This is a genomic window from Mycobacterium sp. KBS0706 (genome assembly GCF_005938675.2).
Classification (GTDB): domain Bacteria; phylum Pseudomonadota; class Alphaproteobacteria; order DSM-16000; family Inquilinaceae; genus Inquilinus.
In genome coordinates this window covers 94815-120717 of sequence record NZ_VCCH02000013.1, presented here as the reverse complement: position 1 = coordinate 120717, position 25903 = coordinate 94815, and the positions used below count along the sequence as shown (strand labels likewise).

The window sequence follows — 25903 nt, the reverse complement described above, 5'->3', positions numbered from 1 at the left end:
GTTCCCGGCCGGCTTCAAGACGCTGAAGCCCTATCTCCGCACCGTCGCCCAGCCCAAGGACTGACCCGGCCGCGCCCCATGAACGACGCCGCCCAACCCATCGCGGCCGCGCCGGCGGGGGAAGCCTCCCCCGCCGTCCACGCCATCTTCGACCCGCGAACCGGCAGCGTGCAGTACATCGTCTCCGACAGTGAGACCGGCGACTGCGCGATCATCGACCCGGTGCTGGATTTCGACCTGAAATCCGGCACCGTCTCCACCCGCAACGCGGATCTGATCCTCGACCATGTCGCGCGGTCCGGCTTGCGGGTCGCCTGGATCCTCGACACCCATCCGCATGCCGACCACTTCTCGGCCGCCGCCTATCTCAAGGCGAAGACCGGCGCGCCGACCGCCATCGGCGAGAAGGTCGCCGGCGTCCAGGCGCTGTGGCGGGAGATCTACCACCTGCCGGACCAGCCGACCGACGGGTCGGGCTGGGACCGGCTGTTCCGCGACGGCGACCGGTTCCGCATCGGGTCGCTGGAGGCGGAGGTCATGTTCTGCCCGGGCCACACCATGGCCTCGATCACCTATCTCGTCGGCGACGCCGCCTTCATTCACGACACGCTGTTCATGCCCGATGGCGGCACGGCCCGCGCCGATTTCCCCGGCGCCGACGCCCGCCAGCTCTGGGCCTCGATCCAGCGCATCCTCGCTTTGCCGAGCGAGACCCGCCTGTTCACCGGCCACGACTACCAGCCGGACGGGCGCAAGCCGCTCTGGCAGAGCACCGTGGCCGACCAGAAGGACCGCAACATCCACGTCGCCGCGGTGTCGGAGGCCGAGTTCGTGGCGCTGCGCCAGGACCGCGACCGGACGCTGCCGCTGCCGGCGCTGATGCTGGCGGCGCTGCAGGTGAACATCCGCGGCGGCCGCCTGCCCGAACCCGAGGCGAACGGCCGACGCTATCTGAAGATCCCGCTCGACGCCTTCCCCGGCGCGCCGCAGGGGTGACCCTCCGAGGGACTTTGCGGCCGCCTTGCCGCCTTCCGGCCTTGATCTCCGGGCACTTTGCCGCGACGTTCACCGACTGATTCGGAATCGCGGAGAGGGCCCATGTCGATGACCACGCGGATGGCGGTGCTGGCCGGGGTGATGCTGCTGGCCGGATGCCAGAGCTCGGGCCAGGGCCAGCCGGTGGTGCCGACCCCGATGCCCGTCGCCTCGCCCGCCGTCCCGGCCCAGTCCGAGACGCAGGGCTTCGCGCAATGGGTGATGGCGTTCCGCGCCGAGGCCGTGGCCCGCGGCATCAGCGAGGCGACGCTGGCCACCGCCTTCGACACTGTGCAGTTCCTGCCCAAGGTGATCGATTCCGACCAGTCGCAGTCGGAATTCACCAAAGCGGTCTGGGCCTATCTCGACAGTGCCGTCTCGCCGGAGCGCATCCAGAACGGCCAGGCGATGCTGGCGCAGTGGGGGTCGACCGCGAACGCCGTCGAGCAGCGCTACGGCGTGCCGAAGGAGATCATCACCGCGATCTGGGGCATCGAGAGCAACTACGGCCAGAACTTCGGCTCGACCGAGGTGATCGACGCCCTGGCCACGCTCGGCTATGAGGGCCGCCGCCAGGACTGGGCCAAGGAACAGCTGTTCGCGGCGCTGCAGATCCTGCAGCAGGGCGACATCAGCCGCGACCGCATGCTGGGCTCCTGGGCCGGCGCCATGGGCAACACCCAGTTCCTGCCGACGGTGTTCCTGAGCTCCGCTGTCGACGCCGACGGCGACGGCCGCCGCGACATCTGGGGCAGCATCCCCGACGTCATGGCCTCGACCGCCAACTACCTGGCGCAGTCGGGCTGGCAGCGCGGCCAGCCCTGGGGCGTCGAGGTCACCCTGCCACCCGGCTTCGACTATTCGGTGGCGGAGCTGAGCACCAGACGGCCGGTGGCGCAGTGGGCGGCGCTGGGCGTGAAGCCGGTCTCCGGCCGCAGCCTGCCGGCGCTGGGCGACAGCTCGGTGATCACCCCGGCGGGCGCGCGCGGGCCGGCCTTCCTGGTCGGTCCGAACTTCAGCGTCATCATGAAGTACAACAACTCGACCAGCTACGCGCTCGCGGTCGCCACGCTGTCCGACCGGCTGGCCGGCGGCGGCCCGATCGTCGGGGCCTGGCCGCGGGGCGAGCAGCCGCTGTCGCGCAGCGAGGTGCTGGAGCTGCAGTCGCTGCTGACCGCCAGGGGCTTCTCCATCGGCGGCGCGCCGGACGGGCTGATCGGGCCGGCGACGCGCGGCGCGATCCGGGCCTGGCAGACCTCGAAGGGCCTGGTCCCGGACGGCTTCGCGACGACGAGCCTGCTGCAGCAGGTGCGGGCGGGGTAGGTCACATCGCCCCGGCCAGCGCCGTCATCCGCGCCACCAGCGCGGCGACGGCCGGCCGGGCGCCGCCGGTGCGGGTCAGCAGGTGGTAGGTGAGGGGGCTCGGCATCTCCCGTTCATCCAGCCGCACCAGGCCGCCCGCCCGCACCGCGTGGTCGGAGAACGGCGTCCGGGCCAGGGCGATGCCCAGCCCGGCCTCCGCTGCCGCCAGGACCAGCGTGTAATCCTCGAAGCGCCGGTCCTGCGGCCGCGGCTTCAGCGCGATGCCGCAGGATGCGAACCAGGCGCGCCAGCCGGTCAGGTCGGAATCATGCAGCAGCGGCGCCTGCAGCAGCCCGTCCGGTGACGGGCCGAGGCGCCGTGCCAAGTCCGGATGGGCCACCGGATACAGCCGCTCCGGCATCAGGCGCATGGCCTGGAGTCCCGGCCAGGTGCCGGCGCCGTAGCGCACCGCCAAGTCGACCTCGCCGCCTTCGACATCGGCGTTGCGGCCCTCGACCGCGATCTCGATTCGCAGCGCCGGATCGCCCTGCTCCAGCGCCGCCAGCCGCTCGAACAGCCACAGCTTGGCGAAGCTCGGCACCACGCTGATCCGCACCACCTCCGGCCCGCGCCGACGACGCCAGCGCACCGCGGCCTCGTCGATCAGCCGGAACGCCGCCTCGACCCGCGACACGAAGCGCTGCCCGTCCGGGGTCAGGCGCACGCCGCGGCCATGGCGCTCGAACAGTGGCGTGCCGAGCCAGGCCTCGACCACGGCGACACGCCGGCTGACCGCGCCATGGGTCAGGCCCAGCGCCTCGGCCGCGGCGCTGAAGGACTCATGCCGGGCGGCGACGCAGACCGTGTCGAGGCCGTCGAGCGGCGGCCGCCCCGGCGGCGAGCTGTGATTCATGGGCACAGCTCGCGCTCGATCGGTGCCGTATGTCAACGGCACGGGCGGTGCCAGAACGGAAGTCCGCTTCATACGAGGTGCATCCGTGTCCAGCCGCGCCCGCCTTGCCTATCTCGCCGTGGCCGTCACCATCCTGTCCTGGGCCTCGGCCTTCCCGGCGATCCGCTTGGCGCTACGCGAGCTGCAGCCGGTGCCGCTGGCCACCGCCCGCTTCGCCGTGGCGGCGCTGCTGGTGCTGGCCTGGCTGGCCTGGCGCCGGCCGCCGCGACCGGCCCTGCCCGACCTGCTGCGCTTCGCCCTGTGCGGGCTGGTCGGCATCGCCGCCTACAACATCCTGCTGAACACCGGGCAGCGCAGCGTCGCGGCCGGCGCCGCCAGCTTCATCGTCAACACCGCGCCGATCCTGACCGCTCTGCTGGCCAGGCTGATGCTGGGTGAGCGCTTCGGCACCCGCGGCTGGGCCGGCACGCTGGTCAGCTTCGCCGGCATCGCCCTGATCGCCTCGGCCCAGCCGGGCGGCCTGGCCTTCGGCGCCGGGGCCAGCCTGGTGCTTGGCTCGGCCCTGTGCATGGCCTGCTACGTCGTGCTGCAGAAGCCGCTGGTGGCGCGCCACGGCGCCCTGGCCTGCGCCGCCTGGACGCTGCTGGCCGGCGCGCTGTGGCTGTCGCCCTGGCTGCTGGAGGCAGCCGGCGATCTGCCGGATGCGGGCGACGTGACGATCGCGACCGTGATCGGGCTCGGCGTGCTACCAGCCGCCATCGGCTATGCCACCTGGACCTTTGCCCTGGGCCATTTCGGCGCCGCGCGCGCCACCAACTTCCTCTACCTCGTGCCGCCGGTCGCGACCGCGATCGCCCTGCCGCTGCTGGGCGAGGCGCCGGGGCCGCAGACACTGCTCGGCGGCGCCGTCGCCATCGCCGGCGTGGTCCTGGTCAACACGCGGGGACGCCGGTCGCCGCGGGTGTCAGCGTCCGCCGAACCCGCAGCGCCGCGCCAGCCCTCCTGACCTACAGCAGCCCCAACTGGTCCCGCGGCGGGCCGGGGAAGTCGGCAAAGGCCGGGGCGCCGTCGGGCGTGCCCAGCAGCTCGCGCACCGCCCTTGTGGCCTGGTCGATCGCCGAATGGACATAGGCATAGGCGCCGGAATCGGCATTGGCGATCGCGATCCGGCCCCAGGACTTGCGCGCCGCCGCGATCGGCAACGGACCGTCCGGCCAGAACGCGTCCCAGGGCCGCATGTACTCGTAGGCGTAGCCGTGCGACCAGCGGTTCGCGGTGATCGCCTCGATGTCGCGCGCCGGGTCGAAGCCGCCGCCCGACAGGGCACGGCCCAGCAGGTCGCGGATCTCGCGCTCCATGGTCTCGAAGGTCAGCTGAGTCAGCTGCAGACGCCCGGACAGCGATTGCTCGCGCGACGACAGGCCGGGCTGCAGCGGGATCTTGCTGAGATGCAGCAGCACCGGGTCCTCCGGCTTGTCGGCGAAGCTGTAGCCGCCCATGCTGACCGGAAAGTCGATCTCCGCCCCCGACCAGAAATGGCCCGGCGACTCGAAGCCGTCGATGCCGAGCTTCGCGAAGGCGGTCCAGTTGCGGATCAGCACGTTGGTGTAGATCAGCGGTACCTTCTGCTGGTCCTGCAGCGCCGTCACCTGCGCCTCGGCCAGCTCGTCGGTCAGGAACGGGATCACCCGGTGCCAGCAGGCCAGCACCACATGGCCGGCCTGGACGGTGCGCAACTTGCCGTCCTGCACATACGATACGTCGACCGCCTTGGCGCTGGCCGGATCGCCCTGGTGCTTCACCCGCACCACGGTGGAGCTGAGCCGGATCCGCACCGGCTGGCCATCGACATCCAGCTTGCCGTAATCGGCCTGGGCGAGGACCAGGTCCTCGATGGTGCTGCCGGGGATGGCGGCCGGGATCAGCGACCGCACCAGCGCCCGGGCGACGCCGGCATTGCCATCGGGGAAATGGTAGATGTACTCGTCCGGGTCGGTTCGGGCCAGGCGGCCGCTGGGGCTCATGGTCGGGTAGACCTCGTCGCCCAGATCCATGCCGTCGAAGCCGGGATTGCCGTTGGCCCAGGCGTCGACGCAGGTGACCGCGTCGATGCCGGCGCCGAAATAAGCCTCGGTCGAGCCCTGGAAATAGGCCACCAGCTGCGGGTCGGCCTTGACCAGATCGGTCAGGAACTGGGCGTAGGTGGTCTTCGACAGCCGCTCCAGCTTCTCCGCCCGCGTCAGGCCCGGCAGGTAGTCGACCGGTGCATCGATCAGCGCGATAAGGTCCTGCTTGGCCTTGTCGGTCAGCGGCGTCTGCGGCACCCAGTCGGCGGCGGCCTCAGCCTCCTTGACCAGCGCGTCGGCGCCGAACACCTCCTTCGGAAAGAACACGGCGCGGCCGAGGCCGCGGGTCTCGGCCCAGCCCTGGTCGTAATACTGCTCGAACCGCTTCGGCTCGATGCCGATATCGGCCAGCAGCGCATTCACCGCCGGGCTGAAATAGCTGGGGGTCTGCAGCGACTGCGACCCGCCATAGCCGAGGATCATGCGGCCGCCGGCGCTGGTGAATTCGTTGCGCTTGGCGTGGCCGCCGAAATCGTCATGCGGATCGATCACCAGGATCTTCGCATTCGCCGCGGCCTGCTTGCGGTACTGCACCGCCGCCGCCAGGCCGGAGATGCCGCCGCCGACCACCACCAGGTCGTAGCGCTCGCCGGTCGCCTCGGGCGTCCCGGCCTTGTCCCAGAAGGTGCCGTCGCGCACCGAATGCATGATGTTGTAGGAGCCTTCGTGATGGCCGCGCAGGCCGGTCAGCTTCGGCGGATAGGCGGTTCCGGCGGCGAAGGCGCTGCGGGCCAGAGGCCCGCCCAGCGCGGCGGCACCCACCGTCAGGGCCATGCCGTCGAGAAAGTCGCGCCGGCTGATCGGCCGGCCCATTCCGAGATCGCGATCGGATGACATGATTGGTCCCCCTCCCTGGCTGACGCCGATTGAGAGGGACCAAGGTGGCGGAATTGCGGTGCGAGGCGGGGCGGCTCAGGCCGCCGGCCTGATCCCGACCAGCCGAAAGATCTCGACCTCGCCGTTGCGGCCGCGGACGCGGCGCGGGCCCAGGCTCTCCGTCTCGAATTCCGGGCCCAGCAGGGCCGCAGTCTCGGCGCTGATCAGGATCGTCGTCTCCTCGTCGCGCGACAGCACCTTGCCCAGCTGCTCCAGCCGGTTGCCGATGTTCACCGTATCGCCGACGATGGTGTAGCTGGTGCGCCCCGGCGCGCCGATGTTGCCGACCACCACCGGGCCGCTGTGCAGCCCGATGCGCAGCTTCAGCCGCGGCCGGCCGACGGCGGCGCGACGGTCGTTCTCGGCCTGCATCACCGCGGCGATGGCCAGCGCCGCCCGCGCCGCCCGCGGCGCATGGTCCTTCAGCTTCTCCGGCGCGCCCCAGAACGCCATCAGGCAGTCGCCGATGAACTTGTCGATGGTGCCGGATTCGGCCTCGACGCAGCGCGCCAGCATGGCGAAATGCTCGTTCAGATAGGCCGCGATCCGCGCCGCCGGCAGCCGCTCCGCCGCCGCGCTGAAATTGGCGATGTCGGTGAACATCACCGTCATGACTCGCTCGATCGAGACCACGTCCTCGCCGTCGCCCTTGGTGATCAGGCGGCGGACCAGGCTTTTCGGCACATAGGTCTCGAGCCAGCGCAGTCCCACCAGCATGGTGTTGAAGGCCTGGGCGCCCTCGTTCAGCTCCTTGAACACGCTGCCCGGCAGCGGCTTCAATTGGCTGAACTCCAGCGTACCCACCGCCCGCGCCTGGTCGGAAAACGCCCGTACCGGGCGGGCGATCATGCGCCCGACGAAGACGCCGACGATGATCGCCAGCACCATCACCGCCAGCCCGGCCAGCCCGGCGCGGATCACCCGCCAGACCTCGGCGCCGATCGCGTCGCCGGGCACATGGATGCCGAGGATCAGCTGGGTCGGGCCGAAGCCGTAGATGGTGCGGTACAGGAAGATCTCGTCCTGGTCGCCGATCTGGACCTCGCGGATGCGCACCCGCGGGTTGCGCACGGTGACCGGCGAGCCCTTGGTCCACAGCGCCGCCAACAGGTTGTCGCCGACCTGGTCGAGCCGCGGCAGCGGCTCCTCCACCGAGGCCGGCGGCGGGTCGGTGGCCATGCGCGGATGGGCCAGCACCCTGTCCTCGCCATAGAGGATGAAGGGTACCTGCGACGGGTCGCTGGACACCCGCGCCAGGAACTTCGACAGGTCCTGCACCGTGACCACCGCGAACAGCACGCCGACCAGCTTGCCGTCGCGCCGCACCGGCTGGCGCAGATTCATCACCGTCGCGTGCGGCCCGTCCTTCAGATACAGGATCTCGCCCCAATAGGCGTCGACCTTGCCGGCCGCCTCGGCCAGCGCCTCGCGGCTCTGCTCGGCCTCGTTCTGCTGATCGAACGTCTCGTAATTGCCGTCCTGCTGATGGGTGACGCCGCGGATGCGCAGGTCGTCGGTCAGATAGGCGATCGAGCGCACCTGCGGCGACGCCGCCAGCGCGCCGGTCAGCATGGTCGAGAACTGGTCCATGTTGCCGGCGTCGAGCCGCCCCTGCTGCAGCAGCAGGGCCAGGCTGCCGAGCTCGTTCGACACCGGCTCGAGATGCTGGCGCAGCTGCGCCTCGACCGAGGCGACGCCGATCTCGGCCTGGTTGGTCAGGAGGTCGAAGGTGGTGCGCGCCGCCGTGGTCCAGTAGATCGCGAGCACCGCCGCGACCGCGATCGCCACCAGACCGCCGATGGCGACCGCGAGCGTTCGGGCCAGGGTAACGGTGCGCCGGCGCGGCCTGCCGGAACGGGCGGCCGGCGCCGAGGCCTCGGCGGAGACCGGCAGGGTCATGGGGCGATGGCGGGATCCAGCATGCGGCCCAGCGGCCGGCCGCCGAAGATGTGGATGTGGAGGTGCGGCACCTCCTGGTGCCCATCGCCGCCGATATTCGACAGGATGCGGTAGCCGGGCTCGGCCAGGCCGAGGTCGCGGGCGACCCGGCCGACCGCCCGGGTCAGCGCCGCGACCTCGGCATCGCTGGCGCGCTCCGAGAAATCGTCCATCGAGACGTAGGCGCCCTTGGGGATCACCAGCACATGCACCGGCGCCCGCGGGCCGATGTCGTGGAAGGCCAGGACGTGGTCGTCCTCATAGACCTTCTTGCACGGCAGCTCGCCGCGCAGGATGCGGGCGAAGACGTTGTTCGGGTCATAGGCCATCGGTCGTCCTCGGTCTTCGCTGATGAAGATGACACATGCTGCTGAATCGGGGCGAAATTCAGTCGCCATCCAGCGACGCTTGTCATGCCGGCGGCGACGTGATGTCGCGGCCTCCGCCGGCCTCTCCCGCACGGGCGGGCGCGGTCACTCCGTCGGCCGCGCCGCCTTCTCGGCGATGCCGCTGGTGCCCTCCCGCGCCTCCAGCACCGCCCACACCGCTTCCGGCGCCACCCCGGCATCGGCCCACAGCACCAGCAGGTGGTAGAGCAGGTCGGCGCTTTCGGCGACGATGGCGTCGGCATCGCCGCGCATCGCCTCGATCACCGTCTCCACCGCTTCCTCGCCCAGCTTCTGGGCGATCTTCGGCCGGCCGCGGGCGAACAGCTTGGCGGTGTAGCTGGAGGCGGGATCGGCGCCGCGCCGCGACCGGATCACGGCGGCCAGCCGGTCCAGCACCCGGGCGTCGATCTCCGTGCTCATGCCGCCATCCGCACCGGCAGCCCGGCCTCGGCCAAATGCTGCTTGGCCTGGGCGATCGAATAGGTGCCGAAATGGAAAATCGAGGCAGCCAGCAGCCCGGTGGCGCCGCCGGACAGCGCGCCATCGGCCAGGTGCTGCAGCGTGCCGACCCCGCCCGAGGCGATGATCGGGATGCCGACCGCCTGCCGGATCCGCTGCAGCAGCGCGATGTCGAAGCCTTCCTTGGTGCCGTCGCGGTCCATCGAGGTCACCAGCAGCTCGCCGGCGCCGGCCTGGGCCATCCGGTCGGCCCAGTCGACCGCATCGATACCGGTGCCCTTGCGCCCGCCATGGGTGAAGATCTCCCACTTTCCGGGCGAGATCTGCTTGGCGTCGATCGCCACCACCACGCATTGCCGCCCGAACTTCACCGCCGCCTCGGACACCAGCTCGGGCCGGGCCACGGCGGCGGAGTTGATCGACACCTTGTCGGCCCCGGCCAGCAGCAGCGCCCGGACGTCGTCGACGCTGCGCACGCCGCCGCCCACGGTCAGCGGCATGAACACCTGCTCGGCCGTGCGGCGGACCACATCGAACAGCACGCCGCGATTCTCGTTGGTGGCGGCGATGTCGAGATACACCAGCTCATCCGCGCCCTCGCGGTCGTAATGCCGGGCCTGTTCGACCGGATCGCCGGCATCGACCAGGTTCTCGAAGTTCACGCCCTTGACCACCCGGCCGTCCTTGACGTCGAGGCAGGGGATGACCCGGACCTTGAGCATGGCCTACGCCTCCACCGGCACCGGACCGGACAGGATGGCCAGCGCCTGCTTCGGGTCGATCCGGCCGTCATAGAGGGCGCGGCCGCAGATCACCCCGGCGATGCCCGACTTCTCCTCGCGCTTGATCACCCGCAGGTCGTCGAGCGAGGAGGCGCCGCCCGAGGCGATCACCGGCGTGGTCAAAGCGAAGGCCAGGTCGGCCGTGGCCTCGACATTCAGCCCGCCCATGGCGCCGTCGCGGTTGATGTCGGTGTAGATGATCGCGGCAACGCCGGAATCCTCGAAGCGCAGCGCCAGGTCCAGCGCCTTGACGGTCGAGGTCTTGACCCAGCCCTCGATCGCCACGAAGCCTTCCCGCGCGTCGATGCCGACGGCGATCCGGCCGGGCCAGCGGCGGCAGGCCTCGCGCACCAGCTCCGGGTCGCGCACCGCGACCGTGCCCAGCACCACCCGGGCGACGCCGCGCTCGAGCCAGAACTCGATCCGCTCCAGGTCGCGGATGCCGCCGCCGAGCTGCACCGGCAGCGGGGTGGCCTTGAGGATGTCCCCGATCGCCTCGGCGTTCACCGGATGGCCTGCGATGGCGCCGTTCAGGTCGACCACATGGATCCAGCTGAACCCTTGCTCGGCGAAGGCCTTCGCCTGCTCCGCGGGGTCCAGGTTGAACACCGTGGCTTCGCTCATCTCGCCGCGGACGAGACGGACGCAGTGGCCGTCCTTCAGATCGATGGCCGGATAGAGGATCATGGCGTCGGGTCCAGCTCCGCCTCGGTCGGCGGGATCAGCGGTTTGTGGAAGTAGCAGCCGCCGATCAGGCGGCCGTTCACGCGGGCATAATACGGGTTCGTCGCCCAGCGGACGAATCCCAAGCTCTCGAACAGATGGATCGCCGCGGTCTGGGTCTCGCGCACATCGAGGGTCAGCAGGCCATAGCCGCGCGCCCGCGCCTCGACCTCCGCCGCCTCGGCCAGCATCCGCGCCAGGCCGTGGTCGCGGGCCCAGGGGGCGACGAACATGCCGGACAGGCCGGCGGCGAAGGACTGCGCCTCGTTGTTCACCGGCGGCTCGACCAGCTGGATGGCGCCGGCGACGACCTCGTCCAGCCGGCCGACGAACAGATGCCGGCCCGGCATCGCCACCACGCCGCCCCAATAGCGCTCCATGGTCTCGCGCGGCGGCGGCTTGACCCAGCCGAACCCGCCGCCCTCGAGGATGGCCAGCTCGGCCGCGTCGCACAGATCGTGCAGGTCGCTGCTGCGGAACCGGTCGAGCCGGCCGACGGACACCGCCGGCGCCGGGGTGGTCGCTTCACTCATGGCGTCCAGATCACGAAATTGCCGAGCAACCTGAGGCCGGCCGCCTGGCTCTTCTCCGGATGGAACTGCACGCCGATCCAGTTGTCGCGGCCGACCGCGGCGGTCTGCGCCCCGCCATAATCGACCGTCGCCAGCACCTCGACCGGGTCGGCCGGCACCATGACATAGGAATGGGCGAAATAGACGTCCTGTCCGGCCAGCCCGTCGAGCACCGGATGCGCCTCCTCGATCGCCAGGCTGTTCCAGCCCATCTGCGGCACCACCAGGTCGGGGTCGGCCGGGGCCAGCGGCACCACCGCGCCATGGATCCAGTCGAGGCCGAGGAAGTCGCCATGCTCATGGCCGACGCCGGCCATCACCTGCATGCCGACGCAGATGCCGAGGAACGGCACGCCGTCCTGCTTCACCCGCTGGTCCAGCACCTCGCGCAGACCCGGAATCGCGCCCAGCGCCTGGCTGCAGTCGCCGAAGGCGCCGACGCCCGGCAGCACCAGCCGGTCGGCCCGGCGCACCACCTCGGCATCGGCGGTGACGATGATCTCCTGCGCCGCCCCGCGCTCCGCCGCGGCGCGTTCCAGCGCCTTGGCGGCCGAGCGGAGATTGCCGGAGCCGTAGTCGATCACGGCGATGGCCATGGAAAAGGTCCCGGAGCTAGAGGGAACCGCCGAGCGTGCCCTTGGTCGAGGGCACGGCGTCCGGGCGGCGGCTGTCGATGGCGGTGGCGGCCCGCAGGGCCCGCGCCAGCGCCTTGAAGCAGCTTTCGACGATGTGGTGGTTGTTCTCGCCATACAGGTTGGCGACGTGCAGCGTCAGCCCGGCATTCTGGGCGAAGGCGTGGAACCATTCGCGGAACAGCTCGGTGTCCATCTCGCCCAGCTTGTCGCGGGTGAAGCGGACGTCCCACACCAGATAGGGCCGGGCCGAGATGTCGACGGCGACGCGCGACAGCGCCTCGTCCATCGGCACATGCGCCTCGCCGTAGCGCTGGATGCCGCGGCGGTCGCCCAGCGCCTTGGCGAAGGCCTGGCCGAGGGTGATGCCGACATCCTCGGTGGTGTGGTGGAAGTCGATATGGAGGTCGCCCTCGGCCCGCACCGTCAGGTCGAACAGCCCGTGCCGGGCCAGCTGGTCCAGCATGTGGTCGAGGAAGCCGACACCGGTCTGGATGTCGGAGCGGCCGGTGCCGTCGAGATCGACCGTGGCGCTGATCCGCGTCTCGCGGGTGGCGCGATCGACGGTCGCAGAGCGCGGGGGTGCCGAGCGGGCAGGGGCCGGGCTCGTCTGGCTGGGTTTGGCAGGGGTTCCGTCCATGGCCCAGGTGTCTTATCAGGAAGCCCGACGCATCGCCAGCGAAGGAGCCATGCCCGGAGGGCAGGGAACGGTCGCCGAGACTTGATCCCCCCGCCGGATGGCCCAATCTAGGCGGTGCGGGCCGGACGGCCCGTCACAACCCCAGCGTTTCCGGATTCCCGAATGTCGTCTTCCGAGAGTGCCGCCTGGCACGGCACCACCATCCTCGCCGTGCGCAAGAACGGCCATGTCGTCATCGCCGGCGACGGTCAGGTCACCGCCGGCAACACCGTGATGAAGGGCACCGCCCGCAAGGTGCGCCGCCTGGGCGACGGCAGCGTCATCGCCGGCTTCGCCGGGGCGACCGCCGACGCCATGGCCCTGTTCGAGCGGCTCGAGGCCAAGCTGGAGAAGCATCCGGGCCAGTTGGCCCGCGCCTGCGTCGAGCTGGCCAAGGACTGGCGCACCGACCGCTATCTGCGCCGGCTGGAGGCGATGATGGCAGTGTGCGACCGGCAGGTGTCGCTGATCCTGACCGGCACCGGCGACGTGCTGGAGCCGGATGACGGGCTGATCGGCATCGGCTCCGGCGGGCCCTTCGCCCTGGCCGCCGCCCGCGCCTATATGGAGCATCCAGAGCTGGACGCCGAGACCATCGCCCGCAAGGCGATGACGATCGCCGGCGACATCTGCATCTACACCAACCACAACGTCACGCTGGAAAGCCTGTGATCGCGGCCCTGCCGATCACCCGACCCGAGGCCGCGAAGGACCCGACATGACCGACACCGCCAATTTCAGCCCGCGCGAGATCGTCTCCGAGCTCGACCGCTTCATCGTCGGCCAGCACGACGCCAAGCGCGCCGTCGCCATCGCGCTCCGCAACCGCTGGCGCCGCCAGCAGCTGCCCGAGGCGCTGCGCGAGGAGGTGCTGCCGAAGAACATCCTGATGATCGGCCCGACCGGCGTCGGCAAGACCGAGATCGCGCGCCGCCTGGCGAAGCTGGCCAATGCGCCGTTCCTGAAGGTCGAGGCCACCAAGTTCACCGAGGTCGGCTATGTCGGCCGCGATGTCGAGCAGATCATCCGCGACCTGCTGGAGATCGCGATCAAGATGACCCGCGAGACCCTGCGCAAGGAGGTCGCGGCCAAGGCCGAGATCCGCGCCGAAGAGCGGGTGCTGGACGCGCTGGTCGGCGACAACGCCTCGGCCGAGACCCGGCAGAAGTTCCGCAAGATGCTGCGCGAGGGCGCGCTGAACGACCGCGAGATCGAGATCCAGGTCGCCGACACCGGCGGCGGGCTGCCGACCTTCGACATTCCGGGCATGCCGGGCGCCCAGATGGGCATGCTCAACCTCAACGACATGTTCGGCAAGGCCTTCGGCAACCGCACCAAGCCGCGCCGCCTCAGCGTGTCGGAAAGCCACGCCGTGCTGCTGGCCGAGGAATCGGACAAGCTTCTGGACCAGGAGAAGGTGACCGCCGAGGCGATCCACCTGGTCGAGCAGCACGGCATCGTGTTCCTGGACGAGATCGACAAGATCACGGCGCGGTCGGAGCGCGGCGGCGCCGATGTCAGCCGCGAGGGCGTGCAGCGCGACCTGCTGCCGCTGATCGAGGGCACCCAGGTGGCGACCAAATACGGCACGGTGCGCACCGACTACATCCTGTTCATCGCCTCGGGCGCATTCCAGCTGGCCAAGCCGTCCGACCTGCTGCCGGAGCTGCAGGGCCGGCTGCCGATCCGGGTCGAGCTGCAGGCCCTGTCGCGCGACGATTTCCGCCGCATCCTGACCGAGCCGGAGCACAGCCTGGTCAAGCAGTACACGGCGCTGCTGGGCACGGAAGAGGTGACGCTGGACTTCACCGAGGACGCGATCGACGCCCTGGCCGACCTGGCGGCGGAGGTCAACCGCGCGGTCGAGAACATCGGCGCCCGGCGGCTGCACACGGTGTTGGAACGCCTGCTGGACGAGGTCAGCTTCACCGCGTCCGACCGCTCCGGCGAGACGGTGCGGATCGACGCGGCCTATGTCCACGACAAGGTCGGCGCCCTGACGAAGAATGCCGATCTGAGCAAGTTCATCCTATAGCCGCCGCCGAGAGGAATCGACATGTCCGCGAGGCGCTTCGGCCGTTATGACCTGACCGTGCTCCTCGACGGCATCTTCGAGGCCCCCAAATCCGTGCTGATCCATGCCGCCGGCGAAGACGCGCGCCGGCGGCTGATCGACGGCTGGCCCGGCGACAAGATCAGCATCGACGTCAATTGCTACCTGCTGCGGGGCGAGAACGGCGTCTCGCTGATCGATGCCGGGACGGGCGACCATTGGGGGCCGGCTTTGGGCAAGGCGCGCGCGGCCCTGGCAGCGGCCGGGGTGCGCCCGGAAGAGGTCGACCGCGTGCTGCTGACCCATCCGCACGGCGACCACGCCCTCGGCCTGCTCGACGGCGACCAGGCCTGGCTGCCGCGAGCCGAGATCCTGTTCCCGGAAGGGGATTTCGCCTTCTTCAGCGACCCGGCCATCGCCGAGACCTTTCCGCCGGCCCGGCGCGGCAACTTCAAAACCGTCGCCACCCTGGCCCGGGCCTATGACGGCCGTCTTCGCACCATCGCGCCGGGACCGGTCGAGGGCATGCCGGGCGTCGAGGCGGTGCCGCTGCCCGGCCATACGCCCGGGCACAGCGGCTATCTGATCGGCGAAGGCCGGGACGCCTTGCTGATCTGGGCGGATGCCTTCCACCTCGGCGCCGTGCAGGTCGAAGACCCGGATGCCGGCCTCGAATACGACCTCGATCCGGCGCTGGCGGTGCAGAGCCGGCGCTTCCTGCTGAAGCGGGCGGCCGGGCAAGGCTGGCGGGTCACCGGCAGCCATGTCAGCCCGATCGGCCGGATCGAAGCCGGCGACCGGGGCTGGCGCTTCGTCGAGGGCTGAGGCCCCCGCAGGACCACCCGGCGGGGGCCGCCCCTGCTACTTCGCGTTCAGCAGCTCGGTGACCTTGAGCAGCACGAACTCCTCGTCGTCCTGCCGGTCGACCGCGCGGCCGGAGGAGAAGGGCAGGTTGTTGTCGTTGGCGACGATGATGTGGTCGGCATCGACCCGCGCCACGTTCTCGATGGTGACGAAGGGGAAGCTCAGCACCCCGTCATGCCCGCCCTGGCGCGCCTTGTGCTGCGGGTCCTGGAGCGCCAGCAGGTCGATCGAGCCGATCTTGCGCAGCACGCCGTCGGCATCGGCATCCGCCAGGTCGACCAGGAACACCCGCTTCAGCTTGGCCGGGGTGGCGAAGCAGTCCGGCTTCGGCGCGCCCTGGCAGGCCTTGGCCGCGTCGCCCTCGCCCTGGTCGCGCTCGATGATCAGGCCGCGGGTGCCGCCGATCAGGTTGAAATCGCCGATCGAGTTGCCGTTGGCCTCGAGCCGGTACTTCCAGGACTTGCCGGTGAATTTTTTCGATGCGACGTCGAATTCCAGCACCCGGAGTACCTCATGACCCTGGGTGTCGGCCTCCGGCGCGGCCTTGGCCGGGTCCCACAGCCCGCCTTCGAGCAGCGGGTACAGGGTCTTGCCGTCCTCGGACGCCGCCATGCCCTCGAAGCCCTTGCTGCGGCGCGATTCGAAGGCGACCGGGCCGGGGGCGCCGGGCATGGTGATGTAGGGGTTGTCGGGCGAGCGCACCGGCTTGCCGTCGACCACCGTGTCGACCACGGTCAGCACCCGGCCGGTGGCGTCGGTCTCGATCAGGAACGGGCCCAGCTCGTCGCCGAACCAGTAGTGGTCGCCGACCAGCTGCACCGATTCGATGTCGAAATCGGCGCCGGTCAGGTAGCGCTCCTTGGTCGCCTCGGTGACGATGCGGAACGGCACCTTCCGGTCCGGATCGCTCAGGAACAGCGTGTTCAGCACCGACACGCGACCGGCCTGCCAGTCCGGCTTCACCCGGTGCACCATCAGCATCGCGTCCGGCGAGTTCGCCTTGGCGCCGAAGCCGTTGTCGGTGATGACGACGTATTCGCCGTTGCCGACCGGCCGGATCCCGCTGAAGCCCTGCACCGCCTGGCCGACGAAGGGGAACAGCACCCCGGTCTCGCGCACGGCGTCCTTGGCTCCGGTGGCGCCCATGACGCTGAACGGCCGGTCGATCCGGGCCAGCGTCGGGCCGGCGAACTTGGCCGAGGTGGCGAACATCGCCGGCGCATCGGCCGGCGGCGCGGCGAAGGTCATCGCCGGCAGCACGGCATGGCCTTCCAGCACCGCCGGATAGGTCTGCGGCGCCGGGTCGTCGCCCGCCAGGGCGCCGGCGGCGGACAGGGTCAGGACAAGCAAGGAAACGGCGACACTGCGGAACGGAAGCATGGGACCCCCTCTCGGACGAAACGCGGCGGGAGAGTGGGGACGGCCGATGACGGCCGGATGACGGCTGTGTGAAAGTCTCGGGTCGTCCGCTATGGGCCGGCTACCGCCGCGACAAGGGCGCTGAGATGCGCCTCGAGGTAGCTCGAAGCGGCGTCCAGCGTGGGCGCCGGGCCGGGCAAAGCGGGCACGAGGCGCTCGACCGCCATCCACTCCTCGGCATCGGCGGGCCGGGCCTGCAGGAACACCTGTCCCCGGTCCCGGACAATGCGCAGGCAGGCTATCGGCGAAAAGGCATCGACATACCCGTCGCCGAAGCTCTGCGGATCGTCCCGCCCCGCCACCCAACGGAATCCGGCGCCTTCCAGCACGGTGCCGAGACGGTGTCGGGCCTCGGTGCTGAAAGATGCTGTCATCGATGTCCGGGCGGATGAGGGCGGCGCTTCAGCTCAGCGCCCCCGGGCCCGTGTCGTCAAGCTGCGACGGCCTCGTCGGTCATTCGCGCCACCAGCCGGTCGATCTCGGCTTCCGCCGCCTGCAGCGACTGTCGGATCCGTTCATCGGCAAATTCGTCGTATTCCGCCGCGATCGACACCGCGTCGGTGATGCCGATGTAGCGGAACACGGTCTGTAGATGCGGCTCGACATGGTTGATCCCGGCCAGCCTTTCGCCTGGCTCGTAGCCCCAGTCGCCGCGGGCGCCGAGCGTCACCAGCCGCTTGCCGGACAGCATCGGCCAGTAGGGCTCACCTTGCCGGCTGCGGTCGAAGCCGAAGGTGCGGCCGACCCGGACGATGTTGTCGACCCAGGCCTTCATCTGCGCCGGCAGGCCGAAATTGTACATCGGCACCCCGGCGACGATCAGGTCGGCGCGCTCCAGCTCGTCCACCAGCGCGTCGCTGACCGTCAGCGTGGCGCGCATCTCCGGCGTCCGCCGTTCCGGCCGGGTGAAGGCGGCGGCGATCCAGTCCTCGGTCACCGGCGGCGGCGGTTCGAGGCCGACATCGCGGCGGATCACCGTGTCATGCGGCCGGCGGGCCAGCCAGGCCTCGACGAAGCGGGCCGACAGGCGGCGGGTGTGCGAGCGGCCGAGGCGGGCGCTGGAATCGATGTGCAGGATCGTCGTCATGGCTGAGCTCCAGAAGGTCTCTGGCCCAGGAGATGTGCGCTTTCCGGCTGGCCGACAAAGGCAAATCCCTCATCTTATGGCTGAGGTGAACTCATCCGTCTGGACCGCCATGCGCCGCCTGCCCCCGCTCGCCGCCCTGCGCGCCTTCGAGGCCGCCGCCCGCCATCTCAGCTTCAAGCGCGCCGCCGAGGAGCTGCTGGTGACCCCGACGGCCGTGAGCCATCAGATCCGCCTGCTGGAGGAGACGATGGGGCTGCGGCTGTTCGAGCGGCGGACCCGGCAGGTGGTGATGACCGAGGCGGCGCAGCGCCTGTACCCGGTGCTGCGCGACGGCTTCGACGCCTTCGCCCGCAGCATCGACGGGCTGTCGGCCAAGGCCCGGCCGAGCATCGTGACCCTCACGGCCACCCGCGCCTTCACCGCCCGCCTGCTGGTGCCTCGCGTCGCATCGTTCCAGGAACGGCGGCCGGACGTCACCCTGCGCCTGCTGGCGGCGGACGAGCCGGTGGATCTGGCCGCTGGCACCGCCGACCTGGCCGTCCGCTATGGCGGCGGCGTGTATCCCGGGCTGCGGTCCGAGCCGCTGGGCACCGACCGGCTGGCACCGGTGGCGCATCCCGCGCTGGGGCTGACGGCGCCGGAGCAGCTGGCACAGCATCGCCTAGTGCATTTCGAGTGGCGCGTGCCGCATCCGGAGAAGCCGTCCTGGCCGCGCTGGTTCGCTGCCGCCGGCCTGCCGGAGCGCAGCGCCTCGGCCCTGCATTGCACCGATGAGAGCCACGCCATCCAGGCGGTCGCGGCCGGCGCCGGCGTCGGCCTGCTGAGCCTGACCCTGGTGGCGGCGGAGTTGGCGGCCGGGACGCTGGTCCAACCCTTCGGCCCGGCGATCGAAGGCATGGGCTTCCACCTCGTCCGCCGCCCTGGCCTCGAGGACGAGGCGGTAACGGCGGTTCGGGAGTGGATCCTGGCGGAGTTCGGGACGATCAGTCGTCCAGGCTGAGCGTCGGCTTGCCGCCGAACACGACCAGCGCGATGCTTTCCGCCACAGTCGTTCGGGTAGGCGCCATGAAGTCGGCCAAAGCCAAAGTGTCCGCATCCGGCCAGATGACTATCCCGCTGGAACTGCGGAACGCTGTCGGCCTCGAGCACGGCGGCGATGTCCTGCTTGAACTCGACGGCCGTGACATCCGGATCCGGACGGTCGCGGAGGCAGTCGCTCAGGCTCAGGCTCTCACCCGGCGGCTGCTCGGCGATCGGGCGGGAGCGTCTGTGGATGACTTCCTGGCCGAGCGACGGAGCGAAGCCGAGCGGGAATGACACCAGTGGCCTTTGAGATCGGCTCTTCGGTTCTGTTTTCTGTCATGGCGAGCCCCGAAGGGGCGTGGCCATCCAGCGACACCGGCCCTGGCACGGCGCTGCGCGCCTCGCCATGACGGGTTAATGTTTCAGGCCGCTGACATGATATCGGCTCGTACCCGCCGATACGAGCCGCCTACCCCTCGCGCCGGCGCTTGAGCACAACATAGAGCGCGCCGGAGCCGCCGTCGCGGGGATGGGCCGGGGTGATCGCCAGGATCTTGTCGCGCAGCGGCGGCTCGTTCAGCCACAGCGGCACATTGGCGCGCAGCACGCTGTCGCCGTTCGAGAAGCTGCCCTTGCCGGTGATCACCAGGAGCGTCTTCTTGCCCGCCCGCTGGGCCGAGGCGACGAAGCCGATCAGCGCATCATGCGCCTCGACCTGGCGCATGCCGTGCAGGTCGAGCCGGCCCTCGATCTCCTGCTTGCCGCGGCGCAGCCGGTCGGCGCGGTGGCCATCGATGCCGGTCAGGTCGCCGGAGTGCAGGCGCTTCGGCGCGGCCGCCGGCACGGTCGGCTTCGGCGTCGCGGCAGGCCGCTGGCCCGGCGGGGCCGGGCGCGGCGGGGGAGGGGAGGGGGCTTCAGGCGGAGGCGGGGGGGATGATGCCGCGTCGGTCGGCCGCAACGGCGCGACATCCTGCGTCACGAGACGCCAGAGGCGGCGCTCTTCCTCGCTCGGTTTGCGGGTCTTGGCCATGCCGGATCAGCGGTCGGCATCCTCGGCCGAACGGCCGCGGCCCGGACAGGGCCGGGCCGGACGGGTCAGGAGCGACGGCATCGGCGGGTCAGTGGGATTCGCGGGTCTCGACCAGCGCCCAGTTCGGGTCGGTGGCGCGAGTGTTGCGGGCGAAGGTCCAGATGTCGGTGACCTCGACCGTCTGGTCCGGGCTGCCCTCGATCACCTTGCCCTCGGCGTCGCGCAGCGCGCTCTTCTGCCGCGAGGCGAGGCGGACGGTGACATAGGCGGTGCGGCCGTCCATCCGGGCGTCGATGATCTCGGCGCGGTCGACCGACTCCACCGTCTCCTCCAGCGTGTGGCCGGCGGCCAGGCGGTCGCGGATCGCGCCGCTGAACTCGTCATACAGCTCGTCGGACAGGAGCGGGCGCAGCGTCGCCGTGTCGCCGCGGGCGAAGGCCTCGACGATCATCTTGAAGGCGCCGCGGGCACCGCCGACGAAACTGCTCTCGCTGAAGCTGCGATCGGCGATCTTGATCTGGGTCAGCCCGCTGGCGGGGCCGGAGTCGCCGTTGCCGGCGGCGCGCGGCCGCTCGGGCATGGTCACGACGTTGTCGGGCGAGCGGGGCTCGGGCCGCGTCGGCTGCTGGGCCATCGGGTTCGGCCGCCGCTGCTCCGTCCCCGTCCGCCGGCCGAGCACGCTGCGCAGCCGCAGAATCAGGAACCCGGCGATCACCGCCAGAACCAGGATATCGAGGAAAGAGCCTTCGCCCATCGCTCCCTACACTTGTCGCGCGCCCAAGCCGGCGCCGAATGCATCGCTCTGGACCCGGGCGCCGCGCGACACTACCTCTTGGTCGGCCCGTCCGGATGAAGCAAACACTCGGCGGACAGCCGTCCGGGCCAGGATGCGCGGTCAGGAACGACGCCTGCCCCCGACAGATAGGCTGCCGACCCCCAAACGGCAAGGGAAACCGATGCCCCTTCTCGCCCTGCTGCTTCTTGTCCCGCTTCTCGCCGAGATCGCGATGTTCATCGTGGTCGGCCGCTGGATCGGCGTGCTCGCAACCCTGGCGCTGTTCATCGCCATCGGCGTGATCGGCTCGCTGCTGCTGAAGCGGCAGGGGATGCGGGCCCTGCGCGAGATGCAGACGGCGCTGGCCCGCGGCGAGCCGCCGGCCGAGCCGGTGGCCCATGCCGCCCTGCTGGTGCTGGCCGCGCTGCTGCTGATCTTTCCCGGCTTCCTCAGCGACCTGATGGCGCTGCCGCTGCTGCTGCCGCCGGTGCGGCGCATGCTGATCCGCTGGCTCGGCGTCCAGGCCAAGCGGCGCGGCGGCTTCACCGTCTGGCCCGGCGGCCGCGGGCCTGGAGGCGGCGGCACGGTGATCGACGCCGACTACACCGAGGTGAAGCCCGAGGGCGGCCGCGACCCGTCGCTGCCGCGGATCGAGGAATCGCGCTGGCGCGGCCCGGATGACGGGGACGGCCGCGGGCCGCCCTGACGGGCCGCCCTCCCCGGTTGTGGCCGCCACGGGTTCCGTGCTAGCGAGACCCCTCTTTACGCCGGCCAGCCGAGCCAGAGTTTCCAGGGAGAGCTTTCATGTCGGACGTCAACCAGCAGCCGGACGCCGCCGAGCAGTTGCAGCCCTCGCTGCAGATCTCGGCGCAATACGTCAAGGACCTGTCCTTCGAGAACCCGAACGCGCCGCGCAGCCTGACCCAGCAGGCGACGCCGCCGCAGGTCACGGTCAATGTCGACGTCCGCACCCAGCAACTGGCCGAGAACGCCTTCGAGGTGGTGCTGCACATCAAGGCCGAGGCCAAGACCGGCGACGCCGCCACCTTCCTGTGCGAGCTGAGCTATGGCGGCGTGGTCGCCCTGGCCAACGTGACCAAGGAGCAGACGGCGCCGCTGCTGCTGATCGAGGCGCCGCGCCTGCTGTTCCCGTTCGCCCGGTCGGTGATCGCCGAGGCGACCCGCAACGGCGGCTTCCCGCCGCTCTTGATCCAGCCGATCGACTTCACCGAGCTGTTCCGCCGCCAGCTGGCCGCCCTGCGCGCCCGCTCCGAGGCCGAGGGCCAGCCGAGCGTGAACTGAGGGTTTCCGCCCTCTCTGTCTGTCATTGCCGGGCTTGACCCGGCAATCCAGAAGGTCTCGACAGTCTCTGGATGCCCGGGTCATGCCCGGGCATGACATTTTTGGGGTGGCGAAACGAGCCCTCTCAGCCTTCCTTCAGCCACAGCGGGTCGGTCAGGCCCTGGATGAAGGCGAGGTGGGCGGCCAGCTCCTCCGCCGTCGGCGCATGCGGCCGGGCCGGGCGGGCGACGCGTTCGACCACCACCGTGGTCTCGGTGATCTCGACCGTCGTGGTGATGGCCAGGCCCGGCTCGCGGCCGCCGCACATCTCCAGCCAGACCTCGGCCAGCAGCTGGGCGTCGAGCAGCGCCCCGTGCAGGGTGCGGCCGGAATTGTCGATGCCGAAGCGGCGGCACAGCGCGTCGAGCGAGGCCTGGGCGCCGGGCCAGCGCCGCCGGGCCAGCGCCACGGTGTCGATCGACCGCGCCATCGGGATCGGCGGCAGGCCGAGCCGCCCGAGCTCCGCATTCAGGAAGCCCATGTCGAATTCGGCGTTGTGGATCACCAGCTTGGCGTCGCCGATGAAGTCCAGGAAATCGCCCACCACCTCGGCGAAGACCGGCTTGTCGGCCAGGAATTCGTCGGTCAGGCCGTGGATCCGCTGGGCCTCCATCGGCACCAGCCGCTCGGGGTTGATGTAGACATGATGGTGCCGGCCGGTCGGCACGTGATTGATCATCTCGACCCCGCCGATCTCGACCAGGCGGTCGCCGCCCATCGCATGCAGGCCGGTGGTTTCGGTGTCCAGGACGATCTCGCGCATCACACCACCTTCAATGAGGGCCGCCAGCGCCGCCCCGGCCGGGCCAGCACCCGCCGCCGCAGCGCCCGCAGGGCCAGTCGCGTCGGCCGGCGGCCGAGGCCGGTCGGCACCACCTGATCCGCCCGCCGCCGCTTCTCGCGGTCGGGCATCTGCGCCGCCAGGATGGCGGCGAATTTCTCACGCGTCATGCCCGGCCGGGCCAGCACCCGCTGGCGCTGCAGCAGCCGCGGCGCGCTGACCACGGCGACGGCGTCGCAGAAGCGCTCGCCGCCGGTCTCGAACAACAGCGGGATGTCCAGCACCACCAGCCGGTCGCCGCGCCGCCCGGCCTGCTGCAGGAAGCGGCGCATGCGGCGGCGCACCAGCGGGTGCAGGATCGCCTCGAGCCGGCGCAGCGCCTCCGGCTTGCCGAAGACCAGCGCGCCCAGCGCCTTGCGGTCGACCGCGCCGTCGCGCACCGCCTCCGGGAAGGCCTGCGCCACCGCCGGCACCGCCGCGCCGCCCCGGCGCAGCAGGTCGTGCACCGCGGCGTCGGCGTCGTGCACGGCGATGCCGTCGTGCCGGAACATCGCAGCCGCGGTCGACTTGCCCATGCCGATCGAGCCGGTCAGGCCCAGGATCCTCACGGTCAGGCCCCCAGCACGGCCGCCCGCAGCGCGGCATCGACCACCGGCGCCACCCCGAACCAGGCCTCGAAGCCCGGCCGCGCCTGGTGCAGCAGCATGCCGACGCCGTCGACCACCGGGTTGCCGCGAGCGCGCGCGGCGGCCAGCAGCGGCGTCTCCAGCGGCACATAGACGATGTCGTTGACCAGCGCAACCACCGGCAGCGCGTCGAGCGACAGGTCCAGCGCCGGCCGGCCGACCATGCCCTCGGTCGTGGTGTTGACCAGCAGCGCGGCGCCGTCCAGCGCCGCGGCCCGGTCGGCCCAGTCGACCACGGTGACGGGCCCGCCGAGCTCCGCCGCCAGGGTCTCGGCCCGCGCCCGGGTGCGGTTGGCCAGGCGGATCTCCGGCGCGCCGGCATCGGCGAGGGCGACGATCACCGCCCGCGCCGCGCCGCCGGCGCCGATCACCACCGCCGGCCCAGCGCCCGCCGACCACGCGGGCGCGCCCGCCTGGAGGTTGGCCAGGAAGCCGAAGCCGTCGGTGTTGGTGCCGAACAGGCTGCCATCCTCGCGCACCACGATGGTGTTGACCGCGGCGATGCGCCGGGCCAGCGGGTCGAGCTCGTCGACCAGCGCCATCGCCGCCTCCTTGTGCGGCACGGTGACGTTGCAGCCGCGGTAGCCGAGGGCGGTCAGGCCCCGCAGAGCCGCCTCCAGGCGCTCCGGCGCTACCGCCATCGGCACATAGGCGCCGTCGATCCGGTAGCGGGCCAGCCAGTGGCCATGCAACTGCGGCGAACGGGAATGCCCGACCGGCCAGCCGATCACCCCGGCCAGGCGGCCCTTCGCGGTCAAGCTCACGACGGCAGCACCCCATGGTCGCGCAGGAAGCCGAGCAGCGGCAGCAGCGGCAGGCCCAGCACGGTGAAATGGTCGCCCTCGACCCTGGCGAAGAGCTGCGCCCCGCGACCCTCCAGCTGGTAGCCGCCGACGGATGACAGCGCCGCGTCGCCGACAGCATCGAGATAGGCCTCGAGGAAGACGTGGCTGAACGACCGCATGGTCAGCTTCGCCGTGTCGGTCGCGTGCCAGACCCTCTGGCCGTCGCGCACCGCCACCGCAGTCGAGGTCAGGGTGTGGGTGCGGCTGCGCAGCGCCAACAGCTGGTCGCGGGCCGCCGCCCGGTTGGCCGGCTTGTCGTACCAGACGCCCTCGCAATCCAGCATCTGGTCGGCGCCGATGACGAGCGCGCCGGGGTGGCGCCGCGACGCCCGCTGCGCCTTCAACACCGCCAGCGCCTCGGCCACGTCGGCCGGGGACGCGCCCTCGGCCCGCATCGACGCCTTGACCTCGCCTTCGTCGATCGCCGCCGGGCTGACGGTGACGGCGACACCGGCGGCCTCGAGCATCGCCCGCCGCGTGGCGCTGCCGGAGGCCAGGACCACTGCGCTCATGCCCCGGGAATCCCCGCGCTGCGCCCGCGCCTGGCCAGCAGCGACAGGATCTCTGCCGCCGTCTCCTCGATGGCGCGGCGGGTGACATCGAGCACCGGCCAGCGGTGCTTGGCGAAATAGCGCCGCGCCTCCGCCACCTCCGACCGCACCTGCTCGGGGTCGACATAGTCGGTGGTCTGGGCCTGGTTCAGCATCTGCATGCGGTTGCGGCGCAGTTGGATCAGCCGTTCCGGGTCCTTGGTCAGCCCGACGATCAGCGGCCGGCTGACCCGGTGCAGGTCTTCCGGCAGCGGCAGGCCAGGGACGAAGGGCACATTCGCCGCCTTCACCCCGCGATTGGCCAGATAAAGGCAGGTCGGGGTCTTCGAGGTGCGGGACACGCCGACCAGGATGACGTCGGCCTGGTGGAAGTCGACCGTCAGATGGCCGTCATCATGCGCCAGCGCGTAATCCATCGCCTCGATGCGGTGGAAATAGGCCGCGTCCATCGCGTGCTGCCGGCCCGGCCGGCCGTGGCCGGCCATGCCGAGCTGCTGCGCCAGCGCCGCCATGATCGGATCGAGCACCGAGATGCAGGGCACGCCGAGCGTGCCGCACACATCCATCAGCCGGTGGCGCAGCCCGTCATCGACCAGAGTGAAGACGACGACGCCGGGATGGTCGCGGATCTCCTCGACCACCATGTCGAGCTGCCGGTTGGTCCGCACCAGGTTCCAGAAATGCTCGATCGGCTCGGCGCCTTCGAACTGCGCGAGGCAGGCCCGCGCGACGCTATGAATGGTGTCGCCGGTCGAGTCCGAAACGAGATGTAGGTGGAACGTCTTCGTCTGCGCCATGCCTCCGTTGTATCCCGGAGGCATGGGGATTGTCTGTGGGCAAATTCGGGATGAACGCCGGATTCACGAGGCTTGACGCGATCTGCGCCCGGACCGCGGGTGAGTCGTCGACTCTTCCATGCGGCTGGGGACGAGAGTCCCGGCCTCGACAAGGCGGCGGCGAGCCCGGACGATGCGACCCCGAGTCCTCCCGGCCGTTATGGACAGGGGCGTTGGCGAGGGTGT

The 25903-nt window shown here is 70.9% G+C and carries 30 protein-coding genes; 10 read left to right on the top strand and 20 right to left on the bottom strand.

The genetic code is table 11. From position 1 onward, the window contains the following. The first annotated feature begins 78 nt into the window (after positions 1-78). Both FFK22_RS09885 and FFK22_RS09880 read left to right on the top strand, forming a co-directional pair. Complete coding sequence (locus tag FFK22_RS09885) at positions 79-996, top strand: MBL fold metallo-hydrolase (protein WP_138885787.1); 918 nt, start codon at positions 79-81, stop codon at positions 994-996. Between the two features lie 102 nt (positions 997-1098). Continuing rightward, positions 1099-2358: a lytic murein transglycosylase gene (locus FFK22_RS09880; RefSeq protein ID WP_138885788.1), complete on the top strand. Its 1260-nt coding sequence runs from the start codon at positions 1099-1101 to the stop codon at positions 2356-2358. Between the two features lies 1 nt (position 2359). Here the strand turns inward: FFK22_RS09880 and FFK22_RS09875 are convergent, their stop codons facing one another. Next, entirely contained in the window at positions 2360-3250 is an 891-nt protein-coding gene (locus FFK22_RS09875) for a LysR substrate-binding domain-containing protein (RefSeq protein ID WP_221938502.1), read from the bottom strand. Between the two features lie 85 nt (positions 3251-3335). Here FFK22_RS09875 and FFK22_RS09870 point away from each other — a divergent pair, with 85 nt between their 5' ends. Beyond that, positions 3336-4256: a DMT family transporter gene (locus tag FFK22_RS09870; RefSeq protein ID WP_221938501.1), complete on the top strand. Its 921-nt coding sequence runs from the start codon at positions 3336-3338 to the stop codon at positions 4254-4256. 1 nt (position 4257) lies between these two features. On the opposite strand, the gene FFK22_RS09865 is transcribed toward FFK22_RS09870, so the two are convergent. The 9 genes from FFK22_RS09865 to hisB form a co-directional block, all read right to left on the bottom strand. Beyond that, a complete protein-coding gene (locus tag FFK22_RS09865; protein ID WP_138885791.1) occupies positions 4258-6213 on the bottom strand; it encodes an FAD/NAD(P)-binding protein in 1956 nt (651 codons plus the stop codon). A 75-nt stretch (positions 6214-6288) separates the two neighbouring features. After that, complete coding sequence (locus FFK22_RS09860) at positions 6289-8151, bottom strand: adenylate/guanylate cyclase domain-containing protein (protein WP_138885792.1); 1863 nt, start codon at positions 8149-8151, stop codon at positions 6289-6291. Then, positions 8148-8519 (bottom strand): histidine triad nucleotide-binding protein, encoded by a 372-nt coding sequence (locus tag FFK22_RS09855; RefSeq protein ID WP_138885793.1) that lies wholly within the window; start codon positions 8517-8519, stop codon positions 8148-8150. The genes FFK22_RS09860 and FFK22_RS09855 overlap by 4 nt, the downstream gene beginning before the upstream one ends. Before the next feature lie 144 nt (positions 8520-8663). After that, complete coding sequence (locus FFK22_RS09850; RefSeq protein ID WP_138885794.1) at positions 8664-8999, bottom strand: phosphoribosyl-ATP diphosphatase; 336 nt, start codon at positions 8997-8999, stop codon at positions 8664-8666. After that, on the bottom strand, positions 8996-9760 hold the full coding sequence (hisF, locus tag FFK22_RS09845) for an imidazole glycerol phosphate synthase subunit HisF (RefSeq protein WP_138885795.1): 765 nt from the start codon (positions 9758-9760) through the stop codon (positions 8996-8998). Before hisF ends, FFK22_RS09850 begins: the two co-directional genes overlap by 4 nt. Positions 9761-9763: 3 nt before the next feature. Continuing rightward, positions 9764-10507, bottom strand: coding sequence for a 1-(5-phosphoribosyl)-5-[(5-phosphoribosylamino)methylideneamino]imidazole-4-carboxamide isomerase (hisA, locus tag FFK22_RS09840; protein ID WP_138885796.1), 744 nt, complete (start codon positions 10505-10507; stop codon positions 9764-9766). Then, positions 10504-11076, bottom strand: coding sequence for a GNAT family N-acetyltransferase (locus tag FFK22_RS09835; RefSeq protein ID WP_138885797.1), 573 nt, complete (start codon positions 11074-11076; stop codon positions 10504-10506). The genes hisA and FFK22_RS09835 overlap by 4 nt, the downstream gene beginning before the upstream one ends. After that, positions 11073-11711, bottom strand: a complete 639-nt coding sequence (hisH, locus tag FFK22_RS09830; RefSeq protein ID WP_138885798.1) for an imidazole glycerol phosphate synthase subunit HisH — start codon at positions 11709-11711, stop codon at positions 11073-11075. The genes FFK22_RS09835 and hisH overlap by 4 nt, the downstream gene beginning before the upstream one ends. Positions 11712-11727: 16 nt before the next feature. Continuing rightward, a complete protein-coding gene (gene hisB, locus FFK22_RS09825; protein WP_138885799.1) occupies positions 11728-12387 on the bottom strand; it encodes an imidazoleglycerol-phosphate dehydratase HisB in 660 nt (219 codons plus the stop codon). A gap of 162 nt (positions 12388-12549) precedes the next feature. Here hisB and hslV point away from each other — a divergent pair, with 162 nt between their 5' ends. The 3 genes from hslV to FFK22_RS09810 are packed head-to-tail and all read left to right on the top strand — an operon-like array spanning position 12550 to position 15304. After that, positions 12550-13098, top strand: coding sequence for an ATP-dependent protease subunit HslV (gene hslV, locus FFK22_RS09820; protein WP_138885800.1), 549 nt, complete (start codon positions 12550-12552; stop codon positions 13096-13098). Positions 13099-13144: 46 nt separating this feature from the next. Further along, positions 13145-14461: an ATP-dependent protease ATPase subunit HslU gene (gene hslU / locus FFK22_RS09815; protein WP_138885801.1), complete on the top strand. Its 1317-nt coding sequence runs from the start codon at positions 13145-13147 to the stop codon at positions 14459-14461. A 21-nt stretch (positions 14462-14482) separates the two neighbouring features. After that, a complete protein-coding gene (locus tag FFK22_RS09810; RefSeq protein WP_221938500.1) occupies positions 14483-15304 on the top strand; it encodes an MBL fold metallo-hydrolase in 822 nt (273 codons plus the stop codon). Positions 15305-15340: 36 nt separating this feature from the next. Here the strand turns inward: FFK22_RS09810 and FFK22_RS09805 are convergent, their stop codons facing one another. The 3 genes from FFK22_RS09805 to FFK22_RS09795 all read right to left on the bottom strand — a co-directional run bounded on the left by FFK22_RS09805 (position 15341) and on the right by FFK22_RS09795 (position 17849). Next, complete coding sequence (locus tag FFK22_RS09805) at positions 15341-16723, bottom strand: esterase-like activity of phytase family protein (protein WP_138885803.1); 1383 nt, start codon at positions 16721-16723, stop codon at positions 15341-15343. Between the two features lie 89 nt (positions 16724-16812). Then, positions 16813-17136 carry a hypothetical protein gene (locus tag FFK22_RS09800; protein WP_138885804.1) on the bottom strand — a complete coding sequence of 108 codons (324 nt, stop codon included), beginning with the start codon at positions 17134-17136 and terminating at the stop codon, positions 16813-16815. Between the two features lie 56 nt (positions 17137-17192). Then, the gene (locus FFK22_RS09795) at positions 17193-17849 is read right to left on the bottom strand and encodes an FMN-dependent NADH-azoreductase (RefSeq protein WP_138885805.1); all 657 of its coding nucleotides are present in this window, start codon (positions 17847-17849) and stop codon (positions 17193-17195) included. A gap of 109 nt (positions 17850-17958) precedes the next feature. Between FFK22_RS09795 and FFK22_RS09790 the strand changes: the two genes are divergently transcribed. Together FFK22_RS09790 and FFK22_RS09785 are read left to right on the top strand one after the other, a co-directional pair. Continuing rightward, positions 17959-18849: a LysR substrate-binding domain-containing protein gene (locus FFK22_RS09790; RefSeq protein ID WP_138885806.1), complete on the top strand. Its 891-nt coding sequence runs from the start codon at positions 17959-17961 to the stop codon at positions 18847-18849. 65 nt (positions 18850-18914) lie between these two features. Then, positions 18915-19166 (top strand): AbrB/MazE/SpoVT family DNA-binding domain-containing protein, encoded by a 252-nt coding sequence (locus tag FFK22_RS09785; RefSeq protein ID WP_138885807.1) that lies wholly within the window; start codon positions 18915-18917, stop codon positions 19164-19166. Positions 19167-19341: 175 nt separating this feature from the next. Here the strand turns inward: FFK22_RS09785 and FFK22_RS09780 are convergent, their stop codons facing one another. Both FFK22_RS09780 and FFK22_RS09775 read right to left on the bottom strand, forming a co-directional pair. Then, positions 19342-19716 carry a Smr/MutS family protein gene (locus tag FFK22_RS09780; protein ID WP_186002396.1) on the bottom strand — a complete coding sequence of 125 codons (375 nt, stop codon included), beginning with the start codon at positions 19714-19716 and terminating at the stop codon, positions 19342-19344. 274 nt (positions 19717-19990) lie between these two features. Then, positions 19991-20656: a Tim44/TimA family putative adaptor protein gene (locus FFK22_RS09775; protein ID WP_138885809.1), complete on the bottom strand. Its 666-nt coding sequence runs from the start codon at positions 20654-20656 to the stop codon at positions 19991-19993. 202 nt (positions 20657-20858) lie between these two features. Between FFK22_RS09775 and FFK22_RS09770 the strand changes: the two genes are divergently transcribed. Both FFK22_RS09770 and secB read left to right on the top strand, forming a co-directional pair. Then, positions 20859-21383: an FxsA family protein gene (locus FFK22_RS09770; protein WP_138885810.1), complete on the top strand. Its 525-nt coding sequence runs from the start codon at positions 20859-20861 to the stop codon at positions 21381-21383. A gap of 98 nt (positions 21384-21481) precedes the next feature. Next, positions 21482-21979, top strand: a complete 498-nt coding sequence (gene secB, locus FFK22_RS09765) for a protein-export chaperone SecB (protein WP_138885811.1) — start codon at positions 21482-21484, stop codon at positions 21977-21979. A gap of 124 nt (positions 21980-22103) precedes the next feature. Here secB and dnaQ read toward each other — a convergent pair whose 3' ends face one another. Genes dnaQ through FFK22_RS09740 form a run of 5 tightly spaced genes read right to left on the bottom strand, consistent with a single transcriptional unit; the run spans position 22104 to position 25678 of the window. Beyond that, positions 22104-22781 carry a DNA polymerase III subunit epsilon gene (gene dnaQ, locus FFK22_RS09760; RefSeq protein ID WP_138885812.1) on the bottom strand — a complete coding sequence of 226 codons (678 nt, stop codon included), beginning with the start codon at positions 22779-22781 and terminating at the stop codon, positions 22104-22106. Beyond that, positions 22781-23407, bottom strand: coding sequence for a dephospho-CoA kinase (gene coaE, locus FFK22_RS09755; protein WP_138885813.1), 627 nt, complete (start codon positions 23405-23407; stop codon positions 22781-22783). Before coaE ends, dnaQ begins: the two co-directional genes overlap by 1 nt. A gap of 2 nt (positions 23408-23409) precedes the next feature. Continuing rightward, the gene (locus tag FFK22_RS09750; protein WP_138885814.1) at positions 23410-24249 is read right to left on the bottom strand and encodes a shikimate dehydrogenase; all 840 of its coding nucleotides are present in this window, start codon (positions 24247-24249) and stop codon (positions 23410-23412) included. Continuing rightward, the gene (locus FFK22_RS09745; RefSeq protein WP_138885815.1) at positions 24246-24842 is read right to left on the bottom strand and encodes a nucleoside triphosphate pyrophosphatase; all 597 of its coding nucleotides are present in this window, start codon (positions 24840-24842) and stop codon (positions 24246-24248) included. The genes FFK22_RS09750 and FFK22_RS09745 overlap by 4 nt, the downstream gene beginning before the upstream one ends. Continuing rightward, a complete protein-coding gene (locus FFK22_RS09740) occupies positions 24839-25678 on the bottom strand; it encodes a pyruvate, water dikinase regulatory protein (RefSeq protein WP_138885816.1) in 840 nt (279 codons plus the stop codon). The genes FFK22_RS09745 and FFK22_RS09740 overlap by 4 nt, the downstream gene beginning before the upstream one ends. Positions 25679-25903 lie beyond the last annotated feature (225 nt).

What these genes read in the sequence shown, in the direction of transcription:
- FFK22_RS09885 (WP_138885787.1), top strand. Translation starts at nt 79, where the DNA reads ATGAACGACGCCGCCCAACCCATCGCGGCCGCGCCGGCGGGGGAAGCC.
- FFK22_RS09880 (WP_138885788.1), top strand. Translation starts at nt 1,099, where the DNA reads ATGTCGATGACCACGCGGATGGCGGTGCTGGCCGGGGTGATGCTGCTG.
- FFK22_RS09875 (WP_221938502.1), bottom strand. Translation starts at nt 3,250, where the DNA reads ATGAATCACAGCTCGCCGCCGGGGCGGCCGCCGCTCGACGGCCTCGAC.
- FFK22_RS09865 (WP_138885791.1), bottom strand. Translation starts at nt 6,213, where the DNA reads ATGTCATCCGATCGCGATCTCGGAATGGGCCGGCCGATCAGCCGGCGC.
- FFK22_RS09860 (WP_138885792.1), bottom strand. Translation starts at nt 8,151, where the DNA reads ATGACCCTGCCGGTCTCCGCCGAGGCCTCGGCGCCGGCCGCCCGTTCC.
- FFK22_RS09855 (WP_138885793.1), bottom strand. Translation starts at nt 8,519, where the DNA reads ATGGCCTATGACCCGAACAACGTCTTCGCCCGCATCCTGCGCGGCGAG.
- FFK22_RS09850 (WP_138885794.1), bottom strand. Translation starts at nt 8,999, where the DNA reads ATGAGCACGGAGATCGACGCCCGGGTGCTGGACCGGCTGGCCGCCGTG.
- hisF (WP_138885795.1), bottom strand. Translation starts at nt 9,760, where the DNA reads ATGCTCAAGGTCCGGGTCATCCCCTGCCTCGACGTCAAGGACGGCCGG.
- hisA (WP_138885796.1), bottom strand. Translation starts at nt 10,507, where the DNA reads ATGATCCTCTATCCGGCCATCGATCTGAAGGACGGCCACTGCGTCCGT.
- FFK22_RS09835 (WP_138885797.1), bottom strand. Translation starts at nt 11,076, where the DNA reads ATGAGTGAAGCGACCACCCCGGCGCCGGCGGTGTCCGTCGGCCGGCTC.
- hisH (WP_138885798.1), bottom strand. Translation starts at nt 11,711, where the DNA reads ATGGCCATCGCCGTGATCGACTACGGCTCCGGCAATCTCCGCTCGGCC.
- hisB (WP_138885799.1), bottom strand. Translation starts at nt 12,387, where the DNA reads ATGGACGGAACCCCTGCCAAACCCAGCCAGACGAGCCCGGCCCCTGCC.
- hslV (WP_138885800.1), top strand. Translation starts at nt 12,550, where the DNA reads ATGTCGTCTTCCGAGAGTGCCGCCTGGCACGGCACCACCATCCTCGCC.
- hslU (WP_138885801.1), top strand. Translation starts at nt 13,145, where the DNA reads ATGACCGACACCGCCAATTTCAGCCCGCGCGAGATCGTCTCCGAGCTC.
- FFK22_RS09810 (WP_221938500.1), top strand. Translation starts at nt 14,483, where the DNA reads ATGTCCGCGAGGCGCTTCGGCCGTTATGACCTGACCGTGCTCCTCGAC.
- FFK22_RS09805 (WP_138885803.1), bottom strand. Translation starts at nt 16,723, where the DNA reads ATGCTTCCGTTCCGCAGTGTCGCCGTTTCCTTGCTTGTCCTGACCCTG.
- FFK22_RS09800 (WP_138885804.1), bottom strand. Translation starts at nt 17,136, where the DNA reads ATGACAGCATCTTTCAGCACCGAGGCCCGACACCGTCTCGGCACCGTG.
- FFK22_RS09795 (WP_138885805.1), bottom strand. Translation starts at nt 17,849, where the DNA reads ATGACGACGATCCTGCACATCGATTCCAGCGCCCGCCTCGGCCGCTCG.
- FFK22_RS09790 (WP_138885806.1), top strand. Translation starts at nt 17,959, where the DNA reads ATGCGCCGCCTGCCCCCGCTCGCCGCCCTGCGCGCCTTCGAGGCCGCC.
- FFK22_RS09785 (WP_138885807.1), top strand. Translation starts at nt 18,915, where the DNA reads ATGAAGTCGGCCAAAGCCAAAGTGTCCGCATCCGGCCAGATGACTATC.
- FFK22_RS09775 (WP_138885809.1), bottom strand. Translation starts at nt 20,656, where the DNA reads ATGGGCGAAGGCTCTTTCCTCGATATCCTGGTTCTGGCGGTGATCGCC.
- FFK22_RS09770 (WP_138885810.1), top strand. Translation starts at nt 20,859, where the DNA reads ATGCCCCTTCTCGCCCTGCTGCTTCTTGTCCCGCTTCTCGCCGAGATC.
- secB (WP_138885811.1), top strand. Translation starts at nt 21,482, where the DNA reads ATGTCGGACGTCAACCAGCAGCCGGACGCCGCCGAGCAGTTGCAGCCC.
- dnaQ (WP_138885812.1), bottom strand. Translation starts at nt 22,781, where the DNA reads ATGCGCGAGATCGTCCTGGACACCGAAACCACCGGCCTGCATGCGATG.
- FFK22_RS09745 (WP_138885815.1), bottom strand. Translation starts at nt 24,842, where the DNA reads ATGAGCGCAGTGGTCCTGGCCTCCGGCAGCGCCACGCGGCGGGCGATG.
- FFK22_RS09740 (WP_138885816.1), bottom strand. Translation starts at nt 25,678, where the DNA reads ATGGCGCAGACGAAGACGTTCCACCTACATCTCGTTTCGGACTCGACC.